Source organism: Burkholderia sp. E168m15 (assembly GCF_016586105.1).
In the GTDB taxonomy this organism is placed as follows: domain Bacteria; phylum Pseudomonadota; class Gammaproteobacteria; order Burkholderiales; family Burkholderiaceae; genus Burkholderia; species Burkholderia orbicola.
Genome location: NZ_BCPO01000023.1, coordinates 73186 through 95195 on the forward strand (window position 1 = coordinate 73186; position 22010 = coordinate 95195).

Here is a 22010-nt window from a genome sequence, read left to right on the forward strand (position 1 = left end):
ATTGCGGCAGGGTTGCAGCAGGGTCGCGTCAGACGTACTCGGTCGGCACGACCACCGGGCGGCGTTCGAGCGACGCCGACCACAGCGTGAGCGCGAGCGCGGCGATCGCCATCGCGACGCCGACCCACGGCAGGCTCACGAGCGACACGCCCGAGCCGATCGCCATCCCGCCGAGCCACGCGCCGGTTGCATTGCCGAGGTTGAACGCGCCCTGGTTCAGCGTCGACGCGAGGTTCGGCGCGTCGCTCGCGCGATCGACGATCATGATCTGCAGCGGTGGCACGATCGCGAACGCGAGGATGCCCCACACGAAGATCGTCGCGAGCGCGGCGAACGGCAGATGCATCGTGCCCGCGAACAGCGCGAGGACGATACCGATGAGCGCGAGCGTCGCGATCAGCGACGGCATCCGGCGCCAGTCGGCGAGCTTGCCGCCGAGCGTGCCGCCGACGGTCAGGCCGAGGCCGAACAGCAGCAGCACGTAGGTGACCTGGCGCGGCGAGAAGCCCGTCACGTCCTCGAGGATCGGCGTGATGTACGTGAACACGCTGAACAGGCTCGCGGATGCGAGCACGCTGATGCCGAGCACCATCAGCACCTGCGGGTGCTTCAGCACGCTGAATTCGCGCGTGATGCTGGTGTCGGGCATCGCGAGGTTCTTCGGCAGGCACACCGCGAGCGCGGCGGCCGCGGCGATGCCGATGCCGGTGACGGCCCAGAACGTCGCGCGCCAGCCGAACGCCTGGCCGAGCGCGGTGCCGAGCGGCACGCCGAGCACGTTCGCGAGCGTGAGGCCGGTGAACATCAGCGCGATCGCCTGTGCGCGGCGGTTCGGTGCGACGAGGTTGCTCGCGACCACCGAGCCGATCCCGAAGAACGCACCGTGGCAGAACGCGGTGACGACGCGCGCGGCCATCAGCACCGCGTAGCCGGGCGCGATCGCGCAGAACAGGTTGCCGGCGATGAACAGCCCGATCAGGCTCATCAGCGCACGCTTGCGCGGCATCTTCGCGGTGACGATCGCGAGGATCGGCGCGCCGATCGTCACGCCGAGCGCGTAGCCCGACACGAGCATCCCGGCGGCCGGGATCGACACGCCGAGGTCGCGCGCGACATTGGGCAGCAGCCCCATGATCACGAATTCGGTGGTACCGATTCCAAATGCGGCGACGGCAAGGGCGAAAAGAGGCAGGGGCATCGCGGTAGGCTCGGGAAAGGATGCCGCTCGAGCCAGGCGCGGGAGGCGCGGGGCGGGCGGTCGGTGAGGCGAACGTCAGCCGCGATTCTACTTCAGTGAAAACCCCTATGCTTGGGGCCCAAACGGGTGTTGCCGGCGTGCGACGGGGTGGTGAGCGGCAAGCTCACAGTGTGGGATTCGCGGGAGCTCCAGGGCCGGGATGATGGCGGCTGCCGGAGGGGATCACGCGATGCGTTTGGACGACCCGTCGCGCATCGCGTCCGGCGTGTGCTTCGTTTCGCTGGCCACCTCCGCTGGCGCCGCAGCCGATCCGGCCCCACCGATCGCCGCCGGATCGTCCCAGCCGTTCTCGAACAGGCAGGCTTCGATCGGCATCCGCGCAGCCCAGCGCTCTGCTTCGAGCATCGGCTTCGCATAGAACGCATCGACGTGGCCGACGCACAGCACGGCGATCGGCTTCGCGCCGTCGGGCATCCGCAGCAGCGTGCGCAGCGCATCGACGTCGAACAGCGACACCCAGCCCATCCCGAGCCCTTCCGCGCGGGCGGCCAGCCACATGTTCTGGATCGCGCACGCGGCGGAGGCCAGATCCATCTCCGGCAGCGTGCGGCGGCCGAACACGTGGCGTTCGCGGCCGTCGGCGAGCGCGACGACCAGCAACTCGCCGCATTCGCGCACGCCTTCGACCTTCAGCCGCATGAATTCGTCCTGGCGCTCGCCGAGCGCGTCGGCGGTCGCGCGGCGTTCGGCCTCGACCAGCGCGTGGATCGAGGTGCGCAGGGCAGGATCGGTGATGCGGATGAAGCGCCACGGCTGCATGAAACCGACGCTCGGCGCGTGGTGCGCCGCGCGCAGTAGCCGCGCGAGCACGGCCGGATCGACGGGCGCCGGCGTGAAGTGGCGCATGTCGCGCCGTTCGAAGATGGCACGGTAGACGGCGGCGATGTCTGAATCGTCGAAACGCATGAGCGGCAAAGGCAGGGAAGGACGTCGGCGCAACGATAGCAGACGGCACGCGCGAAACGTTACTTCAGCCGAAACAATGCGCTGAATTATTGACGAGGGCGAGTGCGGTGCGCGGCAGCGCGCACGAGCAAACGATTGCGGATGCGCTGCACGCCATTAAACGTGCGGTTTCTCAGCGGTTTGCGATCACGATGTTCGCGGGCGTGCCCGCATGCCACGCCTCGATGTTCAGCAGCGTCGTGTGCGCGATCTCGGCCAGCGCCTCGCGCGTGAAGAACGCCTGGTGCGATGTGACGATCACGTTCGGGAACGTCAGCAGGCGCGCGAGCACGTCGTCCTGCAGCGGCAGGTCGGAGTGATCCTCGAAGAAGAGCCCGCTTTCCTCCTCGTACACGTCGAGCCCGAGATGGCCGAGCTGGCCGCTCTTGAGCGCGTCGACCAGCGCCTGCGCATCGACGAGGCCGCCACGCCCGGTGTTGATCAGCATCGCGCCGTGCTTCATCCGCGCGAGCGTCCGCTCGTTGATCAGGTGGTGTGTCGACGGCAGCAGCGGGCAATGCAGGCTGACGATGTCGGCATGACGCAGCAGCTCGTCGAGCTCGACGTAGCGCGCGCCGAACGCGATCAGCTCGTCGTTGTACGGCGGCACCGAGTGCGCGAGCACGTGCATCCCGAAGCCCATCATGATCTTCGCGAACACGCTGCCGATGATGCCGGTGCCGATCACGCCGACGGTCTTGCCGTGCAGGTCGAAGCCCAGCAGGCCGTTCAGCGAGAAGTCGCCTTCGCGGGTGCGGGCGACGGCGCGCGGCAGGCGGCGATTGAGCGCGAGGATCAGCGCGACCGCGTGCTCGGCGACCGCATGCGGCGAATACGCGGGCACGCGCACGACCGTGATGCCGAGTCGTTCGGTGGCGGCGAGGTCGACATGGTTGAAGCCCGCCGAGCGCAGTGCGATCAGCCGCGTGCCGCCGTCGGCGAGCCGTTCGAGCACGGCCGCGTCGACGGTGTCATTGACGAACGGGCAGACGACGTCATAGCCGTGCGCGAGGATCGCGGTTTCCGCGTCGAGGTGCGACGGCTGGAAGTGCAGCCGATAGCCGAACTGCCGGTTGGCGGCGGTGAACGAATCGTCGTCGTACTGCCGGCTGCTGAACAGGATCACGCGCACGCTGCACCTCCGATGGCTGACGCGCGCAGTTTACTGCAGCCCCGTGACGATGTCGGAGCATTCGGGGCCGCGTACCGGCCGCAGGAAGCCGTAATCCGCCTGCTCGCGGGCGGCCGGCGCGTTGAAGTGCTCGAGCGCGTGCTCGACGAAGCTGCGGGTGCGGGCCGGCACGTACTGGCGGTTCGGATAGACGAGCGACAACTGCGCGTCGGGATCGTCGATCCGGTAGCCGCCCATCAGCCGCACGAGCGTGCCGTGGTTGAGCGCGTCGGCGACGCACGGCTCGGGCAGCACCGCGATGCCGGCGCCGGCCACGGCCGCCGCCTGGACGAGCGCGAGCTGGTTGACCGTGCAGGCCGGGCGCACCGTGACCGAATGGGCGACGCCGTCGTGGCCGACCAGTTGCCACGTCGGCGTGTGCTGGTGCGGCGCGAGCGTGACCCAGTCGTGGCCCGGCAGGTCGTCGGGCACGCGCGGCTCGCCGCGGCGGTCGAGATAGGCCGGCGCCGCGCACGCGACGAACGGGTTCGGCGCGAGCGCATGGCCGATCAGCGTCGGGTTGCCGTCGAGCCGGGTGCCGGTGACGATGCCGACGTCGTAGCCGGAATCGAGCACGTCGAGCGGCCCTTCGGCGACGGTCAGCTGCACGCGTAGCTCGGGGTAGCGGTGCCGGAAGCTGCTGACGAGCGGCGTCAGCGCCAGCGGCGACAGCAGCCCCGACGCGACGACGCGCAGCGTGCCGGCCGGTTCGCGCACGGCATGCGCGACGGACGATTCGAGGTGGTCGAATTCCTCGAGCAGCGCGCGGCAACCATCGAGGTAGCGCACGCCTGCCTCGGTGAGCGACAGATTGCGCGTGGTGCGATGGATCAGCCGTGTGTTCAGGTGGCCCTCGAGCATCGCGATCGAACGCGTGACGAGCGCATTGGACACGCCGAGATGGTGCGCCGCGCGCCGGAAGCTTTGCTGCTCGGCGACGCAGACGAATACACGCATGGTCTGAATCTGGTTCATGGCTTGCGTATTTCTGGCCCGGTTGATTGATTATGGTTGTGATTTTTCGCCGCGCAACGTCGAAAGCGCATCGCGCGGCTCCAGCTTGCCCTCGTATCGAAAAATCGATTTTTCGATTCCGTAGACAATTGTTCAATACAGAACCGATATCCGTCAACCTGAGAAAATGGGCGGCTTGCGTAAAATCGAAATCGCGGGTACCGGTTTAACGCTGCAACGCAGCAAGAACGCACCGGACAAAACCGAATCGGTATTGGAGTATGTGTCGATTTGGAGAATATTTATCAAATTAATCAATGTGTTGCGGGTGGTTCGAGCGAGCGGGTACACGGCAGTGCAGGAGTCGTTCCCCAATACGATCAGGAATGGTGGATGTTTTTTCCACGTTCGGATTTTGTGTATCGAATTCGCTCCGTGATTTGTATCAGGTGGCCGGTGTATTGCGTTCGATCCGCCAATTGGGCTGAACCGCCGGTTTCGAAGAATCGTCTTGATATTGGCGAAGAAAATCGCGCGTACGGAACCCGAATGGAACCGTTTCGCAACCGGGGGCAATCCTTTTTCCAATCCGGACGATCATCGCGCGTGCGGCGAACGGCCGGTCTGGCCCGGTTCGATGACCGGGCCACCGTCGCGCTGTCCGGACGCGCGTGCCTCTTGCGCGAGGCGGCGGAACACGGAATGATCGATCAGTTCGCCGCGTGCAACGGGCGCCGCGCCACGGGCCCCGTGCTGCGGGCGTTCGAGCACTTCCTTTCCTCATCCTTTTCCAGCCATGTCCATCGATTACTCGCCGATTCCCTGTCCCGTCGTCGTGCCGCTCGACGCGATCCTGCCCGAAGAACCGCTGCTGATGATGGGGGCCGGCCCGGTTCCGATCCCGGCCGCGGTGGCCAAGGCGAACACGATCGTGATCAACCACCTCGGCGCGACGATGGCGAAGATCATCGAGCAGGTGAAGGAGATGGCGCGTTACGTGTTCCAGACCCGCACGAAGTGGGTGCTCGGCGTCGCGGGCCCGGGCTCGGCCGCGATGGAAATGGCGATCTCGAACCTCGCATGGCGCGGCACGCGCGTGCTGTCGATCCGCAACGGCTTCTTCAGCGCGCGGATGGCCGAGATGGCCACGCGTGTCGGCGCCGACGTCGCGACGCTCGAAGTGGCCGATCGCGCGGTGGCGAGCCTCGACGAGATTGCCGACGCGATCGCGCGTGAGCGGCCCGAGATCGTCACGATCGTGCAGGGCGAGACGTCGAACACCGTGTGGAACCGCGACCTGCGCGACATCGCGGCGCTCGCGAAGGCGGCCGGCGCGCTGGTCGTCGTCGACGCGGTGTGCACGCTGTCGACGATGCCGCTCGAGATGGACGCGTGGGGCATCGACGCGGTGATCACCGGCGGCCAGAAGGGGCTGTCGTCGATCCCGGGCGTGTCGCTGATCGCGTTCTCCGATGCCGCGTGGGAGCGTATGAAGACGCGCCCCGAGCCGAACGCGCACTGGTGTCTCGACATGGCGCTCGCGGAGAATTTCTGGCACAACGCCGGCTATCACTACACGGCGCCCGTGTCGGGTGTGCTCGCGCTGCACGAGGCGCTGCGGCTCGTCTGCGCGGAAACGCTCGAAAGCCGCTTCGCGCGCCACCTGCGCTGCTCGCTGGCGCTGCAGGCAGGCGTCGAATCGATGGGGCTCAAGCTCTATGCGCCGAAGGACTGCCGGCTCAATTCGGTGGTCGGGATTGAAACGCCGGAGGGGCTGACGCCCGGGATGGTCTGCGGCCATATCTCGAAGCAGTACCAGGTCGAGATCTCGGGTTCGTTCGGGTTGCCGATCGTGCGGATCGGGCAGATGGGCGAGCAGTGCCGCGAACACAACCTGTTCCGCACGCTGCATGCGTTCGGCCGCACGATGGTCGACCTGAAGGTGCCGGTCGACCTGCCGGCCGGCGTCGCGGCGCTCGAACAGGAACTGTCGCGGCGCGGCGCGTAAGCGCGGAACAGCGGAAAGGGGCCGCGCTCAGCGGCCTTGCATCGCGCGCCGATACGTATTCGGCGTCGTGCCGTGCGCGTCGCGAAAGCGATGGCTGAAGTGGCCGGCGTTCGCGTAGCCGCAGTCGGCCGCGATCTGCGCGAGCGGCAGCGCCGTCGTGCGCAGCAGCTCGCGGGCCCGGGCGAGCCGTTGCTCGGCCACCCACGCGTGCGGCGCGCGGCCGAACGACAGCCGGAACATCCGCGAGAAATGGTATTCGGACAGCGCGGCGACCTCGGCAAGTTCGCCGAGCGTCAGCGGCTGCGTGAGATACGTGTCGATGTAGTCGCGCACGCGGCGGCGCACGGCCGGCGCCAGCCCGCCGCGGAACGATGTGTCGGTGCGCGTCGTGCTCTGGCCGCGCAGCAGCAGGCTCAGCACTTCGTGCGCGGTCTCGTTCACGCGCAGCCGCTCGTCGGCATCGTCCCAGCCATCCAGCGCGAGCGAGCGCAGCAGCGCCGCGACGCGTGCATCCTCGAAATAGGTGCGATCGGCGAGCTTCAGCTCGCGCGGCTCGCGATCGAGCTCGCGGATCGCACGCTGCGTGAAGTGCTCGGGCAGGAAATAGAGGTGGATGAAATGCATTTCGCCGCGCACCCACCAGCGTGATTCATGGTCGCCCGGCAACGCGCACAGCAGGCTCGGCGCGCCGTAGCGCGGCACGCGCTGGCGCTCGGTCCGATAGCCGCCGTCGAGGTAGCACGACAGCGTGTGATGGCCGGGCTGCTCGTAGACCGTCTCGCTTTCATCGGTGACCCGCGTCCATTCGGCGATCGCGAGGTGATCGCCGAGCCATGCGAAGCGCTCGAGCGTCGCGTTCGCGTCGGCGAGCGTGCGACAGACCGACTGCAGGCCGAACGGCAGATCGCCGCCGGCCAGGGCGGCGGCGCGGTCGACGGGCGGGGCGCAGAGGGAGAGACTCATGATGCGCCGAGTATAAGCGGGCGCGCGCCGCCGCGTGCGGCGCGCCGAAAAAGACCGCAATTCCGGACAATCGACCCACGCTGGGCGACGGCATAGTCGGGATCCCGATTCACCCGATTTTCCGGAATGCCGCCATGAACCTGTCGCTTTATTTCGTCACCGTGCTGATCTGGGGCACCACCTGGATCGCGATCAAGTGGCAGCTCGGCTCGGTGCCGCCGCCCGTGTCGATCGCGTGGCGCTTCTGGCTCGCGGCCGCCGTGCTGTTCGCGCTGCTGCGCGTGATGCGCCGCCCGGTGCGCCCGCCGCGCGCGGCGTGGCGCTTTCTCGTCGCGCAGGGCTTCGCGCTGTTCTGCCTGAACTTCCTGTGCTTCTACTACGCGGAGCAGGTCGTGCCGAGCGGCCTCGTCGCGGTGATCTTCTCGACCGCGCCGCTGCTGAACTCGATCAACGGCCGGCTGTTCATGGGCCGCCCGCTGCGACCGTCGGCGATCGCCGGCGCGCTGCTCGGCCTGACGGGCATCGCATGCCTGTTCTGGCAGCAGATGGCCGGCCATCTCGACGACCATGCGACGTGGACGGGGCTCGCGATCGCGTTCGCCGGCACGATGTGCTTCTCGGCGGGCAACCTGCTGTCGAGCCGGATGCAGTCGATGGGGCTGCATCCGCTCGTGACCAACGGCTGGGCGATGCTGATCGGCGCGGCGATCCTGACCGTCGGCAGCGCGGCGGCCGGGATGCCGTTCACGCTCGATACGAGCCCGCGCTATCTCGGCGCGCTGGTGTATCTCGCCGTGCCGGGCTCGGTGATCGGCTTCACCGCTTACCTGACGCTCGTCGGCCGGATCGGGCCGGAGCGCGCGGCGTACTGCACGGTGCTGTTCCCGATCGTCGCGCTGGCCGTGTCGACGGTGTTCGAGGGCTACCAGTGGTCGCCGCTGGCGGTGCTCGGGCTGCTGCTCGTGGTGGCCGGCAATCTCGTCGCGTTCGACCTCACGCGGAAGCTGTTTCTGCGGACGGCGTGATCGATCCTCGCTGTCGTCATATCGATCGACGGATGAAAAAACGCCCGCATCGCGCGGGCGTTTTATTTTGGCGGCGGGGCGAAGGTCGCGGCCGGCCGCCGTGCACGGCGCAGGCATCACGCCGCCGCGCCGCTCCCCGCCACGCGCGCCTGCCGCTGATACAGCACCATCGATAGCGCGACGCCCGCCGCGGCGGCCACCGCCGCGAACAGGAACACCTGCGGATAGCCGAACGCACCCGCGACATAGCCGGCCAGCGGGCCGGTGATACCGAGCGACAGGTCGAGGAACACCGAGTACGCGGACAGCGCCGCGCCGCGGCTCGCGGGCGGCACGAGCGCGACGGCCTCGACGCCGAGCGCCGGGAAAATCAGCGCGAAGCCGAAGCCCGTGAGCGCCGCGCCGACGAGCGCGACGTGCGGCACCGGCGCGAGCCACAGCAGCAGCAGGCCCGCGGATTCGAACGCGAACGACACGATCGCGACGCGGAAGCCGCCGTAGGTCTTGATCGTGTTCGCGAACAGCAGGCGCGCGCCGATGAACAGCGTGCCGAATACCGTCAGCGACAGCGCGGCGTTCGGCCAGTGGCGCGCCGCGTAGTACAGCGTGACGAAGGTCGCGATCGAGCCGAAGCCGGCCGAACCGAGCGCGAGACCGAGGCCGTGCGGCAGCACGCGCGTGAACACGCTCGCATACGACATCCGCTCGCCGTGCACCAGCGGCACCGGCGCGATCAGGCGGGCGAGGTAGAAGCCGAGCGCGGCCAGCGCGATCACGATCACGCCGATCAGCGCCGGATTCAGCGTATGCGCGATCGCGACGCCGACCGGCGCGCCGAGCGCGAGCGCGCCGTAGGTCGCGATGCCGTTCCACGAGATCACCTTCGCGTTGTGCGCGACGCCGACCCGGCCGATGCCCCACAGGATCGCGCCGGTGCCGCACAGGCTTTCGCCGACGCCGAGCACGAGCCGGCTCGCGACCAGCAGCACGAGGCTCGCGACCGGCCAGTGCGCGAGCAGCAGCGCGACGAGCAGCAGCACGCCCGACACGCCGCAGCCGACCAGCCCGCGCAGCACGGTCTGCTTCGGCCCGAGCGTATCGGCGAGGCGCCCGGCGAGCGGCCGCGAGGCGAGCGTCGCGAAGTACTGGACGCTGATCGCGCCGCCCGCGACGATCGCCGAAAAGCCGAGGTCGTCGTGGACGAAGCCCGGCAGCACCGCGAGCGGCAGGCCGATGGTCAGGTAGCAGATGAACGTGAAGCAGACGACGGACACGATTTGCAGCGTGACCGCGAACCCGCTGCGCGGCGGTGTGGCGGAATCGGAGGACATGGGGTCGGAACGAATGACGAAACGAACGGAAAACGGCGGAAAAGGGAATCGGGATTTTCCCATGGAACCGGTTTTCCCGCAGGTACCATTTAGTTAATCGCGCCCCGTTCAGGCGGGCCACGGACGATCGCGGGCGACCGGGATGCACCCGAGTGCACCGTGCGGCAAGGGTGTCGGCCGGCCGGGCGCGCATATCGCGGCAGTTATATGAGCCGCATGCGTGATGGGCTATGGGTTGCGGAATTTGACGGTGATAGCGTGCAAACTGTCAGAAAAACGTCGGTCGAGCGCTCCACGCAGGCCGCCTTGCCCCCCATTTGAAGAAACACCGAGACATGAGTGAGCCGATCCGCTTTTACCATCGTCACGCGATCCGCGAAGTCAGCGGCGCGGACGTGACCCGCACCGTGCTGCAATACCTGCGCGAGGACGCGCATTGCACCGGCACCAAGGAAGGCTGCGCGGAAGGCGACTGCGGCGCGTGCACGGTCGTCGTCGGCGAGCTGACCGATGCCGGCGCGGTCGAGTTCAAGGCCGTCAACGCATGCATCCAGTTCCTGCCGACGCTCGACGGCAAGGCGCTCCTGACGGTCGAGGACCTGCGCCAGCCGGACGGCACGCTGCATCCGGTGCAGCAGGCGATGGTCGATTGCCACGGTTCGCAATGCGGGTTCTGCACGCCCGGCTTCGTGATGTCGATGTGGGCGCTGTACGAGAAGCACGGCCACGAAGGCTGCGGCAGTGCGTGCGCGAAGGCGAAGGACGTGCCGACGCGCACCGAGATCGCCGATGCGCTGACCGGCAACCTGTGCCGCTGCACCGGCTATCGCCCGATCGTCGATGCGGCGGTGCGGATGTTCGATGCGACTGGCGAAGGCGCGACCGGCGAAGGCGCTCGGGCACCGTCGGCGCCGGTCGACACGGCCGCGCTCGCCCGCACGCTTGCATCGCTCAAGCGCGACGACACGTTCGACTACACGACGGTCAACGGCGCACGCTTCGCGGCGCCGCGCACGCTCGACGCGCTGGCCGCGCTGAAGGCGGAGCGCCCCGACGCGCGCATCCTCGCCGGCAGCACCGACATCGGCCTGTGGGTCACCAAACAGATGCGCCGCCTCGACGACCTGATCTACGTCGGCCAGATCGCCGAACTGCAGCAGATCGTGCACGGCGACGACTGGATCGAGATCGGCGCGGGCGTGACGGTCGAGAAGGCCTATGCAGCGCTGGCCGGCACGTATCCGGAACTGACCGAGATGTGGAAGCGCTTCGCGTCGCTGCCGATCCGCAACGCGGGCACGCTCGGCGGCAACGTCGCGAACGGCTCGCCGATCGGCGATTCGATGCCGGGCCTGATCGCGCTCGGCGCGCGCGTCGTGCTGCGCGGCGGCGACACGGTGCGCGAGCTGCCGCTCGAGGCGCTCTATACGGGCTACCAGCAGAAGGACATGGCGCCGCACGAATTCGTCGTCGGCCTGAAGGTGCCGACCCGCACCGGCGCGCGCGACAAGCTGCAGTTCCGCACGTACAAGCTGTCGAAGCGCTTCGACTCGGACATCTCGGCCGTGTGCGCGGCGTTCGCGTTCATCGCGGACGGCGACACGATCCGCGAGCCGCGCATCGCGTTCGGCGGGATGGCCGCGACGCCGAAGCGCGCGGCCAATACCGAAGCCGTGCTCGACGGCGCGCAGTGGCACGAAGCCACCGCGCAGGCCGCGATGCAGGCGCTCGAGCGCGACTACCAGCCGTTGTCCGACATGCGCGCGACGAGCACGTATCGGCTCGATACCGCGAAGAACCTGATGTATCGATTCTGGCTGGAGACGCGTCCGCACGACCCGCTGCCGCCGCAAGCCTTGAACGTGCGCGAAGTGGCCGCCGAAGTCGCCGCTGAAGCGGCCAACGACGCGGCGCGCGTCTGACGAGGGAGAACACCGAACATGAACCAGCAAGCAGAACCGTTCCTGAGCACCCTCGATCCGCAGGCCGACGCCGCGCAGGTGCACGTGTCGCGCGCCCACGAATCCGCCCACCTGCACGTGAGCGGGCGCGCCACCTACACCGACGACATTCCGCTCGTCGCCGGCACGCTGCACGCGGCGCTCGGGTTGTCGGCGAAGCCGCACGCGAAGATCGTGTCGATGAACTTCGACGCGGTGCGCGCAACGCCGGGCGTGGTCGCCGTGTTCACGGCCGACGACATCCCGGGCGTCAACGATTGCGGCCCGATCATCCACGACGATCCGGTGCTCGCGAAGGGCGTCGTGCAGTTCGTCGGCCAGCCGATGTTCATCGTCGTCGCGACGTCGCACGAAACCGCGCGGCTCGCCGCGCGCCGCGCGCAGGTCGACTACGAGGAGCTGCCGGCGATCCTGACCGCGCAGGAAGCGCGCAAGGCCGAAACCTACGTGATCCCGCCGCTGAAGCTCGCACGCGGCGATGCCGCCGCGCGGCTCGCCGCCGCACCGCACCGCGATTCGGGCGAGATGCTGCTCGGCGGGCAGGAGCAGTTCTACCTCGAAGGGCAGATCGCGTACGCGGTGCCGAAGGACGACGACGGGATGCACGTGTACTGCTCGACGCAGCACCCGAGCGAGATGCAGCACCTCGTCGCGCACGTGCTCGGCGTCGCGTCGCACAACGTGCTGGTCGAATGCCGCCGGATGGGCGGCGGCTTCGGCGGCAAGGAATCGCAGTCGGGGCTGTTCGCATGCTGCGCGGCGCTCGCCGCGTGGAAGCTGCTGTGCCCGGTGAAGCTGCGCCCGGACCGCGACGACGACATGATGATCACCGGCAAGCGGCACGACTTCCATTACCGCTTCGACGTCGGCTACGACGACGACGGCCGCATCGACGGCGTCGCGCTCGACATGACGTCGCGCTGCGGCTTCTCGGCCGACCTGTCGGGCCCGGTGATGACGCGCGCGGTGTGCCACTTCGACAACGCGTACTGGCTCGGCGACGTCGATATCGCCGGCTACTGCGGCAAGACCAACACGCAGTCGAACACCGCGTTCCGCGGCTTCGGCGGCCCGCAGGGCGCGTTCGCGATCGAATACATCCTCGACGACATCGCGCGTTCGCTCGGCCGCGATCCACTCGACGTCCGCTACGCGAACCTGTACGGCAAGACCGAACGCAACGTGACGCCGTACGGGCAGACGGTCGAGGACAACGTGCTGCAGGAGCTGCTCGGCGAACTCGAGACGACGAGCGACTACCGTGCGCGGCGCGCGGGCGTGCGCGCCTTCAACGCACGCAACACGGTGCTGAAGAAGGGCATCGCGCTCACGCCGGTGAAGTTCGGCATCGCGTTCAACGTCACGCACTTCAACCAGGCCGGCGCGCTGGTGCACATCTACACCGACGGCTCGGTGCTCGTGAACCACGGCGGCACGGAGATGGGGCAGGGGCTCAACACGAAGGTCGCGCAGGTGGTCGCGCACGAGCTCGGCATCCGCTTCGGCCGGATCCGCGTGACGGCGACCGATACGAGCAAGGTCGCGAACACGTCCGCGACGGCGGCGTCGACGGGCTCGGACCTGAACGGCAAGGCCGCGCAGGATGCGGCGCGCCAGTTGCGCGAGCGACTCGCGGTGTTCGCGGCGAAGCAGTTCGGCGACGGCAAGGTCGATGCGGCCGACGTGAAGTTCGGCAACGACGTCGTGTGGGTCGGCGGCCATGGCGTGCCGTTCGGCGAAGTGATCGCGAAGGCGTACCTCGCGCGTGTGCAGCTGTGGTCCGACGGCTTCTATGCGACGCCGAAGCTGCACTGGGATCAATCGAAGCTGCAGGGCCGGCCGTTCTACTACTACTCGTACGGCGCAGCCGTGTCGGAAGTCGTGATCGACACGCTGACCGGCGAAATGCGCACGCTGCGCGTCGATGCGCTGCACGACGTGGGCGCGTCGCTGAACCCGGCGCTCGACATCGGCCAGGTCGAAGGCGCGTTCATCCAGGGGATGGGCTGGCTGACGACCGAGGAGCTGTGGTGGAACCCGGGCGGCAAGCTGATGACGCACGCGCCGTCCACGTACAAGATCCCGACGGTGAACGACACGCCGCCCGAGTTCAACGTGCGGCTGTTCCAGAACCGCAACGTCGAGGACAGCATCCACCGCTCGAAGGCGGTCGGCGAGCCGCCGCTGCTGCTGCCGTTCTCGGTGTTCTTCGCGGTGCGCGACGCCGTGGCCGCGGTCGGCGACTACCAGGTGAACCCGCCGCTCGATGCGCCGGCCACCGGCGAGTCGATCCTGCGCGCGATCGGCGCGGTGCGTGCGGCGAGCGCCGCGCGGGCAGGCTGAGATGAACCGCCTCTCCACGCTCGCTTCGTGCGCCGGCCCCGACGGGGCGGTCAGCCTCGTCGTCATGCCGGCCCGGCGGAGGCCGGCATGAACGGCCCCGCTCGTTCGCCGCGTGCCGCGTCGCAGGCACCCGCTGCCGGATGCGACGGCGCGTGCGGCAGCGCGCCGTCGTCGATGCAGCCGTTCGCGCCGGGCACCGGCCAGCGCAACCGCGCGACCGGCGCGCCGGCGCCGATGCACATCGTGCTGTTCGGTGCGGGGCACGTCGGCCACGCGCTCGTCACGCTGCTCGGCGCGCTGCCGTGCGTCGTGCAGTGGGTCGACACGCGCGACGAGCTGTTTCCGGACGAATGTCCGCCGAACGTGCAGCCGGAGCCGACCGACACGCCGGATGCCGTCGTCGACGCGGCGCCGCCCGGCGCGTACTTCCTCGTGATGACGCACAACCACGCGCTCGACTTCTCGCTCGCCGCGCAGATCATGCGGCGGCGCGACTACGCGTACTTCGGGATGATCGGCTCGCGCACCAAGCGCGTGAAGTTCGAGCGCAGGCTCGCTGCGCGCGGCGTCGATCCGGCGCGGCTCGTGGAGATGGTGTGTCCGATCGGCGTCGCGGGCATCGTCGACAAGGCGCCGGGCGCGATCGCAGTGGCCGTCTGCGCGGAACTGCTGCAGGCCCGCTCGGGCATGCCGGTGGCCGATGCGAAGGCGGCTGCGGCCGGCCGCGCACGCGACGACGTGTCCTGCGCGCGATAAAGCCACGGTAAAACGGCGACGCCGCGCGGCCGGCGCACGGCCGCGCGTTTTTGCATACACTGCACGACCATGCGCGGCAGCGGGTCGCGCTTCACCTCACCGTGCACGCACCCATGTCCGATCACTCCGTCTATCTCGACGCGCTCGATGCGAGCCTCGTCGCCATCGAGCGCTGGCTATCCGGCGTCGATACCGCGCCCGCGGCGCTCGATGCACTGCTCGCCACGTTTTCCGCGGACTTCACGATGATCCTGACCGACGGCCGGGTGGTCGACCATGACGGCATGCGCGCGCTGTTCGCGAAGCTGGCCGGCGCGAAGCCGGGGCTGCGCATCACGCTGTCGGAGATCCGCGTGCTCGCGGCCGACGCATCGCATGCGGTGCTCACCTATCTCGAAGCGCAGCACGCGGCAGCGGGCGAGCTGCCCGCGCGCCGTGCGACCGCCGTGTTCACGCGTGATGCGGCGGGCGTCGTGCGCTGGACCCATCTGCAGGAAACCTTCTGCACGGCCTGAGCGGCTGCGCTGCCTGACCCGTCGCGCTGCCTGCCCCGTCATACTGCGCTTCGGCCGCGCGTCAGCGCTTGCGCGTGCGGGCGACCGTCAGCTCGTCGGACACGCTCTGCATCAGCGCGCATAGCCACGCGATGTCGGTCGGCCGATCGGGTTGCGGGTGCGTGAGCAGGTAGCTTTTGATGCGCGGGAACGGCACGGGCGGCGTGACGACGACGAGCGGCAGCAGTTGCGCATAGTGTGTCGCGAAGCGGCGCGTCGTCGTGAAGATCAGGTCCGACTGCAGCAGCACCTGCGGCACGATGCCGAAGTACGGCAGCGTCGTCACGATACGCCGCGTGAGGCGCGCGCGTGCCAGGCCGATTTCGATCGCGTTGCGCTTGTCGCCGGTGTACGGCGTCGGTGCGACGTGCGCGGCCGATGCATACGCTTCGCGCGTGAGCGGCGCGCGGGCAAGCGGATGCGCGTCGCGCATCAGGCACACGATCGTGTCGGAGAACAGGTCCTGGCGCGCGAACTGCGGGTCGGGCTTCGGCCAGTTGCCGATCACGAGATCGAGCGCGCCCGATTCGAGCGCGCCCGCGTGGTCGAGCGCGGGATTGAGCGAATCGATTTCCAGATGGGCATGCGGGGCCGCGTCGCGAAAGCGCTCGATCAGCGTCGGCATGAAGAAATCGTTCAGGTAGTCGGGCGCGGCGACGCGGAACGTGCGCCGCGCGGACGACGGATCGAAGTCGCCGTGCGGCGTCGCGATGAAATCGACCTCGCGCAGCGCACGCGACGCGGCTTCGAGCAGCGACGCGCCGTATTCGGTCGGCACCATGCCCGATTTGCCGCGCACGAGGATCGGATCGTTCAGCGTCTCGCGCAGCTTGCGCAGCGCGGTGCTGATCGCGGGCTGCGTCTGGTTCAGCCGCAACGCGGCCTGCGTGACGCTGCGCTCGAGCAGCAGCGTGCGCAGCACGCGCACGAGCCAGATGTCGAGCGAGGCGGTACGGTCGTCTTCCATGGATGGAGGGTGATTCGGGGGACGCGTAACCTTACCGCAGCCGCACGTTGCCGTGCGTGATACCGGCCATCACGCACGCCATCACGCGCGGCCCTTCGGCAGCGTGCTGATCCGCTTGACCTCGCGCGATTCGAGCCAGTTCGGCGTGCGCGCGCAGTACAGCACCATCGGCAGCGCGTCCTCGCCCCAGAACAGTTGCTGGTTCATCCAGAACGTCGGCACGCCGAACACACCGAGCGCGATCGCGTCGGTCGTGTTGCGGGTCAGTTGCGCAGCGGTTTCCTCGAATTCGATCAGCTCGTCGCCGTGACCCACGCCGACGCGTTCGCACAGCGCGGCGAAGCCTTCCGGCGTCGACGGATCGTTGCCTTCGCGCCAGATGAACCGGAACATTTCCAGCACCGTCACGATATCGGCGCGCAGCGCGATCGCGAGGCGCAGCACCTTGTCGGAATCGAACGGGTGCGCGGGCGGCATCTTGAAACGGATGCCGAGCTGCTCCGCGCGAAACAGCGCGTGACGGTACGTGAACACGCGCTTGGCCGGCACGTCGGCGGTCGGGCGCTGGCCCCAGTGGCGCTGCAGGTCGGTCAGCGACACGGGCACGGGGACGAACGGCACGTCCGGCCATTTGTCGTGCTGCTCCAGCAGCAGATACGAGAACGGCGACACGAAGTCGAAGAACCAGGCGGGTTGGGTGGTATCGAGGCCGGTTGTCATGTCGTTCTCCAGAAGGTGGGGCGTGCGGCGCCTGGCGGCGGCCTCCATGTTACGCGGCGGCGCGCGCATGCAGCAATGATCGCGGATCGTTCGCTCACGCGGAACCGGGAGTCGCCCGGGGGGCGTCGCCAGCCGGCGGCGGCGCGGCTTGCGCGCGTGCCGGCGGGCTGCCGGCGCCGGGCGGGCCCGCCGGCGCATCCTGGTCGTGCGCGGTGAGCCGTTCGCGCACGAAGCCGATGTGCTCGCGCAGTACGTAGAACTGACCGGCGTACGCGAGCGGCATCTTCATCCGGTTCACGGCTTCCTCGATGTCGTCGAGCTGGTCGAGCAACTGCACGCGCTCCTCGGCCGTATGGTCGCCGAGTGCGCTGCGTTCGAGCGCGATCAGCGCGCCGTACCAGCGGTAGATGCGCGAGCGCACGCGCCAGCCATACAGCGACGGCACGAGCCGCAGCCCGGGAATCAGCACGACGACCAGCGGTACCAGCACGACCAGCAGCCGGTCGACCAGGCTCGCGACCCAGAACGGCAGCCGCCGGTACAGGAAGGTCTTGCCCGACTTGTAATAGCGCGACGCGTCGTCGGACAGCGGGAAGCCGCGCGTGACCGGCGACGGGAATTCGCCCGCGTGCTGCAGGATCGTCGCGTGGCCGTGCACTTCGCGCGCGGCCTCGATCAGCAGGTCGGACAGCGCGGGGTGCAGCGAGTCGCGCGCGACGAGTTCGATCGTCGGCGCGACCGTGTGGATATCGGCGGGCGGCAGATTGAGGCCGAGATCGTAGACGCCCATCGGCAGCGTGATCGCGGTCAGGTACGGAAAGCGCCGCGCGTACGCCTCGGCCTGCGTGAACGAATACACGTGCACGCCCGGCGCGCGGAACAGCTTCGCCATCACCGGAATCTGCGTCGAATCGCCGGACAGGAAGGCCGCGTCGATCTTGCCGTCGAGCAGCGCGGTCGCCGCGTCCTCGCCGGCGGTCGGCAGGAGCGCGGTCGGGCCGCCCGGCACGATGCCGTTCATCTTCAGCAGCGCGAGGCTCAGTTCGCGCGCGCCGCTGCCTTCCGCACCGAGCGCGAGCCGCTTGCCCTTGAAGTCGGACAGGCGCGCGACGACCGGGCCGCGGTACATGATCGCGAGCGGCACGTAGCCGATGCTGCCGAGCGACACGAGATGCTCGTCGCGCTCCTTCGGGCCGATGCCGCTCTGCACGAACCCGACGTCGACCGGCGCGTTCGGATTCGACAGCCGCGCGAGGTTCTGCGCGGAACCTTCGGACGATTGAACGTCGAGCGTGACGCCGTTTTTAGCGAGAATCGTCTTGTACTTCTGCGCGGCGTTCCAGTACGTGCTGCCGGGCGGCCCGGACGAGATCACGAGCGTGGACGGCGGCGCCGGCTGGATCAGCTTGACCGCGAGCCAGACGGCCGCGCCGGCGAGCAGCACGGTCGGGCCGATCGACAGCGCGAGGTCGCGCCACGAGACGGCGACGAAGCGGGCGAGGATGCGGCGCGGCGGGCGAGGGCGGGCAGGCTTCATGGGGTTGGCGGATGACGCTGGCGTGACGCATCGGTGACGGTCGTCGCGGGACGACGTGGAGTCTCGCGGCGATGGTACCCGGTTTCCCCGCGCCTGCGCGAGTCGGGGAGAGTATTGCACCGCGGCACCGGGACGGCGGCGGGCACCCCCGCGTCAAAAGCTTTGCGCTTCGGCGGGCGCTGGATTACATTGTGCGACGCAGCCGCGCCCGATTCGCGCGCGACCCGGCACGTCATCAGACCGGGCGCGTCCGGCCGGCGGTTGCCCGGCCCGGCCGGCCCGCTTTCGCGTGCGCCGGCCGCCGGCCCGTGACGCCTCTCTCGTATCGCCGTGGAAAACACCGGCTGTCCCGCCCGTTCGCGCGCGGGCCGGCTGTTTTTGGGGGTATTCGGCCGTACTGTGCACGGCCGTTCCGGAGTGATAAGGAGATAGCATGAAGTCGATCGTGTTGAGAGCGTTGGGTGTCGCCGTCGTGGCGGCCTGTCTGTCGGGCAGCGTGTATGCGCAGTCGAGCGACGCAGCGGCCACGGAAGCGCCGGCGGCGGCGAGCAGCGCGCCGAAGGCCGCCGCGAAAACCGCGAAGAAGGCGAACCGCAAGCTCGGCTACGCGGTGCGCAAGGCCATTACGAAGGCAGGCGGCATCGACGTGGCGAACATCGTCGTGCGTTCGAAGGGCGGCGCGATCTCGCTGGAGGGCACGGTGCCCGACCAGGCACAGATCGACAAGGCGGAAGAGGCGGCGAAGAGCGTGAAGGGCGTGACGTCGGTCACGAACAAGCTGACGGTTCAGCAGCAGTAACGCCGGGCGGCGGCGCGCGAGCGCCGCGTGCGCCCGTTTTCAGGCGGGCCCCGGCATGCCGGGGCCCGTTTGCGCTTCAGAGGCCGAACGCCGCGCGCGACGCGGCGGCGGACCGATAACGATATCGAGGGGGCGGCGATGACGAAACTCGGGTGGGGCAGGCGGGTGGTGTGGGGGGCGGCGCTGGCCGCGGTCGCGATGCTCGGCGCGTGCAACGGCGACGAGTCGGCCGAGCGCAACCGGTTGCCCGGCTTCGTGTCCGGCAGCGTGCGCACGACGGCCTACGACGGCGCGAGCGACGACCTGCTGACGGCCGGCCTCGGCAAGACCGGCCTCGCGGCGGCGACTGCGCCCGGGTTCGCGAACCCGTCGCGGCCGACCAGCGCCGAATTGCGCCGTCTCGCCATCTGGTCGAACTATCGCGCGCTCGTCGACATGAGCGCGAATGGCGGCTATGGCCGCTTCTGGGGGCCGAACGTCGACCTCGACGGCAACGACACGCTCGGCGAAGGCAAGATCCCCGGCACCGAATATCTCGCGTACGCCGACGACGGCAGCGGCAGCAAGAACGTCACGCTGCTCGTGCAGGTGCCCGCGAGCTTCAACCCCGCGCAACCGTGCATCGTCACCGCGACGTCGTCCGGCTCGCGCGGCGTGTACGGCGCGATTTCCGCGGCCGGCGAGTGGGCGCTCAAGCGCGGCTGCGCGGTGGCCTACAACGACAAGGGCGGCGGCAACGGCGCGCACGAGCTCGGTTCCGACACCGTCACGCTGATCGACGGCACGCTCGCCAACGCGGTGCTGGCCGGCACCGCGAGCCTGTTCACCGCGAACGTGACGAGCGGCGATCTCGCCGCATTCAACAGCCGCTTCCCGAACCGTTATGCGTTCAAGCATGCGCACTCTCAACAGAATCCCGAGCAGGACTGGGGGCGCGTGACGCTGCAGTCGGTCGAATTCGCGTACTGGGCGCTCAACGAGCAGTTCGGACCGGTGATCGACGGCGCCCGTCACGGCGTGCGCTATCGCGCGGGCGACATCACGACGATCGCCGCGTCGGTCAGCAACGGCGGCGGCGCGTCGCTCGCTGCCGCCGAACAGGACAATCGGGGCTGGATTACCGCGGTGGTGGTCGGCGAGCCGCAGATCAACGTGCGGATGGCGCCGAATGCGGTGGTCCGCGCGGGCGGCCAGCCGGTGCCGTCGTTCGGCCGGCCGCTGGCCGATTACGCGACGCTCGCGAATCTGCTGGAACCGTGCGCGGCCGCGTCGGCGTCGCTCGCCGGCGCGCCGTACCTGAGCGCGCTGCCGGCCACGACCACGCAGTCGATCCGCACGCAGCGCTGCGCGACGCTCGCCGCGGCCGGGCTGGTGGCGGGCGCCGACACGCAGAGCCAGGCGGCCGACGCGCTCGCGCAACTTCACGCGGCCGGCTATCTGGCCGATTCCGACCTGCTGCAGGCACCGATGTGGGATTCGCAGGCAATTCCAGCGATCGCGGTCACCTATGCGAACGCGTACACGCGCTCGCGCGTCACCGACAACCTGTGCAACTTCAGCTTCGCGACGACGAACCCAGCGACGGGCGTGGTCGCGGCGCCCGCTGCATCGCCGATGCCGAGCGTGTTCGGCGTCGGCAACGGCGTGCCGCCGACTGCCGGCATCAATCTGGTGTTCAACGACGGCGCGGGCACCGACCACCGGCTTGCGACGCCCGATGCAAGCTTCGCGGGCGCGCTGTGCCTGCGCCAGCTGTGGACCAACGGGATGCTCGGGATGCCCGCGAACGTCGACGCGGTGCGCGTGAACGCGAACCTGCACGGCAAGCCGGCGATCATCGTGCAGGGCCGCAGCGATGCGCTCGTACCGGTGAACCATGCGTCGCGCGCGTACGTCGCCCAGAACGGCATCAGCGAAGCCGGGCGCAGCCAACTGGTGTTCTACGAAGTGACGAACGGCCAGCACTTCGACGCGTTCCTGTCGGTGCCGGGCTTCGACACGCGCTTCGTGCCGGTTCACTACTACAACGTGCAGGCGCTGAACCTGATGTGGCGGCATCTGAAGAACGGCGCGCCGCTGCCGCCGTCGCAGGTGATCCGCACGGTGCCGCGCGGCGGCACGCCGGGCGCCGCGCCCGCGCTGACGAGCGCCAACCTGCCGCCGATCTCGACCGCGCCGGGCGCGAACGCGATTTCCGTCGGCGTCGGCACGATCGACGTGCCGCTCTGACGGCGCCCGCCACGCGTTCTCCAGCAAGCCGGACCGTCGTCCGGCTTTTTTATTGACGTCGGCTGGAATCGGTCCCGTACGGCCTTTTATCCGAATGGCGAGCGCTGTAACAAATTATTACTTTACGGCGATAAATCCGGAACCTAATATGCGCCGGTATTTTCACTTAATTTAATAAATTCCAGGCACGAGAATATTCCTTTCCGTTTAGTTAATTGATCCTTTCGATTTTATTCAATCGGCTCGAATCCCGGATGATCGCCGTTTCGCGATTAATCGGTATCTCGCCGAGGGGGATCGTTCGTCTATTCGAAGTGAAGACGCTTTTTCGGGCGGGCTTTGCACGGCGTTCTTTTGTCCGTCTTTTTTGTTGCGCCTGCAAATTCACGGAATGAATCCGTATTGCAGCGAATCATTGAATTGTCGTTGGCAATGGAATTGATTCCATTGTGCGGTTGCAAAAAACATGGGTGGGGTAAATCGTGCCGA

The 22010-nt window shown here is 68.6% G+C and carries 17 protein-coding genes; 8 read left to right on the forward strand and 9 right to left on the reverse strand.

Features of this window, described 5'->3' with window-relative positions; translation table 11 throughout:
• Positions 1-28: 28 nt before the first annotated feature.
• The 4 genes from JMF86_RS03760 to JMF86_RS03775 all read right to left on the reverse strand — a co-directional run bounded on the left by JMF86_RS03760 (position 29) and on the right by JMF86_RS03775 (position 4349).
• Positions 29-1198, reverse strand: coding sequence for an MFS transporter (locus JMF86_RS03760; protein ID WP_027807439.1), 1170 nt, complete (start codon positions 1196-1198; stop codon positions 29-31).
• A 222-nt stretch (positions 1199-1420) separates the two neighbouring features.
• Entirely contained in the window at positions 1421-2164 is a 744-nt protein-coding gene (gene bluB, locus JMF86_RS03765) for a 5,6-dimethylbenzimidazole synthase (protein ID WP_201316750.1), read from the reverse strand.
• A gap of 172 nt (positions 2165-2336) precedes the next feature.
• On the reverse strand, positions 2337-3335 hold the full coding sequence (locus JMF86_RS03770) for a 2-hydroxyacid dehydrogenase (protein WP_201316751.1): 999 nt from the start codon (positions 3333-3335) through the stop codon (positions 2337-2339).
• A 30-nt stretch (positions 3336-3365) separates the two neighbouring features.
• Positions 3366-4349 carry a LysR family transcriptional regulator gene (locus JMF86_RS03775; protein ID WP_201316752.1) on the reverse strand — a complete coding sequence of 328 codons (984 nt, stop codon included), beginning with the start codon at positions 4347-4349 and terminating at the stop codon, positions 3366-3368.
• 775 nt (positions 4350-5124) lie between these two features.
• Here JMF86_RS03775 and JMF86_RS03780 point away from each other — a divergent pair.
• Positions 5125-6336 carry an alanine--glyoxylate aminotransferase family protein gene (locus JMF86_RS03780; protein WP_006476772.1) on the forward strand — a complete coding sequence of 404 codons (1212 nt, stop codon included), beginning with the start codon at positions 5125-5127 and terminating at the stop codon, positions 6334-6336.
• Positions 6337-6363: 27 nt separating this feature from the next.
• Here the strand turns inward: JMF86_RS03780 and JMF86_RS03785 are convergent, their stop codons facing one another.
• Positions 6364-7299: a helix-turn-helix domain-containing protein gene (locus tag JMF86_RS03785; RefSeq protein ID WP_011544701.1), complete on the reverse strand. Its 936-nt coding sequence runs from the start codon at positions 7297-7299 to the stop codon at positions 6364-6366.
• Positions 7300-7433: 134 nt separating this feature from the next.
• On the opposite strand from JMF86_RS03785, the gene JMF86_RS03790 reads away from it, so the two are divergent.
• The gene (locus JMF86_RS03790) at positions 7434-8324 is read left to right on the forward strand and encodes a DMT family transporter (RefSeq protein WP_011544702.1); all 891 of its coding nucleotides are present in this window, start codon (positions 7434-7436) and stop codon (positions 8322-8324) included.
• A gap of 116 nt (positions 8325-8440) precedes the next feature.
• On the opposite strand, the gene JMF86_RS03795 is transcribed toward JMF86_RS03790, so the two are convergent.
• Positions 8441-9655 carry an MFS transporter gene (locus JMF86_RS03795; protein WP_011544703.1) on the reverse strand — a complete coding sequence of 405 codons (1215 nt, stop codon included), beginning with the start codon at positions 9653-9655 and terminating at the stop codon, positions 8441-8443.
• A 335-nt stretch (positions 9656-9990) separates the two neighbouring features.
• Here JMF86_RS03795 and xdhA point away from each other — a divergent pair, with 335 nt between their 5' ends.
• The 4 genes from xdhA (at position 9991) to JMF86_RS03815 (ending at position 15230) form a co-directional block, all read left to right on the forward strand.
• Entirely contained in the window at positions 9991-11577 is a 1587-nt protein-coding gene (xdhA, locus tag JMF86_RS03800) for a xanthine dehydrogenase small subunit (protein ID WP_125380802.1), read from the forward strand.
• 18 nt (positions 11578-11595) lie between these two features.
• A complete protein-coding gene (xdhB, locus tag JMF86_RS03805) occupies positions 11596-13959 on the forward strand; it encodes a xanthine dehydrogenase molybdopterin binding subunit (protein WP_201316753.1) in 2364 nt (787 codons plus the stop codon).
• Positions 13960-14046: 87 nt separating this feature from the next.
• The gene (xdhC, locus tag JMF86_RS03810) at positions 14047-14715 is read left to right on the forward strand and encodes a xanthine dehydrogenase accessory protein XdhC (RefSeq protein WP_125380801.1); all 669 of its coding nucleotides are present in this window, start codon (positions 14047-14049) and stop codon (positions 14713-14715) included.
• Positions 14716-14828: 113 nt separating this feature from the next.
• Positions 14829-15230 (forward strand): nuclear transport factor 2 family protein, encoded by a 402-nt coding sequence (locus JMF86_RS03815; protein WP_125380800.1) that lies wholly within the window; start codon positions 14829-14831, stop codon positions 15228-15230.
• Positions 15231-15291: 61 nt separating this feature from the next.
• Here the strand turns inward: JMF86_RS03815 and JMF86_RS03820 are convergent, their stop codons facing one another.
• The 3 genes from JMF86_RS03820 to JMF86_RS03830 all read right to left on the reverse strand — a co-directional run bounded on the left by JMF86_RS03820 (position 15292) and on the right by JMF86_RS03830 (position 18493).
• Positions 15292-16236 carry a LysR family transcriptional regulator gene (locus JMF86_RS03820; RefSeq protein ID WP_027807430.1) on the reverse strand — a complete coding sequence of 315 codons (945 nt, stop codon included), beginning with the start codon at positions 16234-16236 and terminating at the stop codon, positions 15292-15294.
• Positions 16237-16317: 81 nt separating this feature from the next.
• The gene (locus tag JMF86_RS03825; RefSeq protein ID WP_034174235.1) at positions 16318-16956 is read right to left on the reverse strand and encodes a DsbA family protein; all 639 of its coding nucleotides are present in this window, start codon (positions 16954-16956) and stop codon (positions 16318-16320) included.
• A gap of 94 nt (positions 16957-17050) precedes the next feature.
• Positions 17051-18493, reverse strand: coding sequence for a TAXI family TRAP transporter solute-binding subunit (locus tag JMF86_RS03830; protein ID WP_125380799.1), 1443 nt, complete (start codon positions 18491-18493; stop codon positions 17051-17053).
• A 433-nt stretch (positions 18494-18926) separates the two neighbouring features.
• On the opposite strand from JMF86_RS03830, the gene JMF86_RS03835 reads away from it, so the two are divergent.
• Positions 18927-19292 (forward strand): BON domain-containing protein, encoded by a 366-nt coding sequence (locus JMF86_RS03835; protein ID WP_175808994.1) that lies wholly within the window; start codon positions 18927-18929, stop codon positions 19290-19292.
• A 138-nt stretch (positions 19293-19430) separates the two neighbouring features.
• Positions 19431-21521 (forward strand): D-(-)-3-hydroxybutyrate oligomer hydrolase, encoded by a 2091-nt coding sequence (locus JMF86_RS03840; protein ID WP_027812200.1) that lies wholly within the window; start codon positions 19431-19433, stop codon positions 21519-21521.
• Positions 21522-22010 lie beyond the last annotated feature (489 nt).

What these genes read in the sequence shown, in the direction of transcription:
- JMF86_RS03760 (WP_027807439.1), bottom strand. Translation starts at nt 1,198, where the DNA reads ATGCCCCTGCCTCTTTTCGCCCTTGCCGTCGCCGCATTTGGAATCGGT.
- bluB (WP_201316750.1), bottom strand. Translation starts at nt 2,164, where the DNA reads ATGCGTTTCGACGATTCAGACATCGCCGCCGTCTACCGTGCCATCTTC.
- JMF86_RS03775 (WP_201316752.1), bottom strand. Translation starts at nt 4,349, where the DNA reads ATGAACCAGATTCAGACCATGCGTGTATTCGTCTGCGTCGCCGAGCAG.
- JMF86_RS03780 (WP_006476772.1), top strand. Translation starts at nt 5,125, where the DNA reads ATGTCCATCGATTACTCGCCGATTCCCTGTCCCGTCGTCGTGCCGCTC.
- JMF86_RS03785 (WP_011544701.1), bottom strand. Translation starts at nt 7,299, where the DNA reads ATGAGTCTCTCCCTCTGCGCCCCGCCCGTCGACCGCGCCGCCGCCCTG.
- JMF86_RS03790 (WP_011544702.1), top strand. Translation starts at nt 7,434, where the DNA reads ATGAACCTGTCGCTTTATTTCGTCACCGTGCTGATCTGGGGCACCACC.
- JMF86_RS03795 (WP_011544703.1), bottom strand. Translation starts at nt 9,655, where the DNA reads ATGTCCTCCGATTCCGCCACACCGCCGCGCAGCGGGTTCGCGGTCACG.
- xdhA (WP_125380802.1), top strand. Translation starts at nt 9,991, where the DNA reads ATGAGTGAGCCGATCCGCTTTTACCATCGTCACGCGATCCGCGAAGTC.
- xdhB (WP_201316753.1), top strand. Translation starts at nt 11,596, where the DNA reads ATGAACCAGCAAGCAGAACCGTTCCTGAGCACCCTCGATCCGCAGGCC.
- xdhC (WP_125380801.1), top strand. Translation starts at nt 14,047, where the DNA reads ATGAACGGCCCCGCTCGTTCGCCGCGTGCCGCGTCGCAGGCACCCGCT.
- JMF86_RS03815 (WP_125380800.1), top strand. Translation starts at nt 14,829, where the DNA reads ATGTCCGATCACTCCGTCTATCTCGACGCGCTCGATGCGAGCCTCGTC.
- JMF86_RS03820 (WP_027807430.1), bottom strand. Translation starts at nt 16,236, where the DNA reads ATGGAAGACGACCGTACCGCCTCGCTCGACATCTGGCTCGTGCGCGTG.
- JMF86_RS03825 (WP_034174235.1), bottom strand. Translation starts at nt 16,956, where the DNA reads ATGACAACCGGCCTCGATACCACCCAACCCGCCTGGTTCTTCGACTTC.
- JMF86_RS03830 (WP_125380799.1), bottom strand. Translation starts at nt 18,493, where the DNA reads ATGAAGCCTGCCCGCCCTCGCCCGCCGCGCCGCATCCTCGCCCGCTTC.
- JMF86_RS03835 (WP_175808994.1), top strand. Translation starts at nt 18,927, where the DNA reads ATGAAGTCGATCGTGTTGAGAGCGTTGGGTGTCGCCGTCGTGGCGGCC.
- JMF86_RS03840 (WP_027812200.1), top strand. Translation starts at nt 19,431, where the DNA reads ATGACGAAACTCGGGTGGGGCAGGCGGGTGGTGTGGGGGGCGGCGCTG.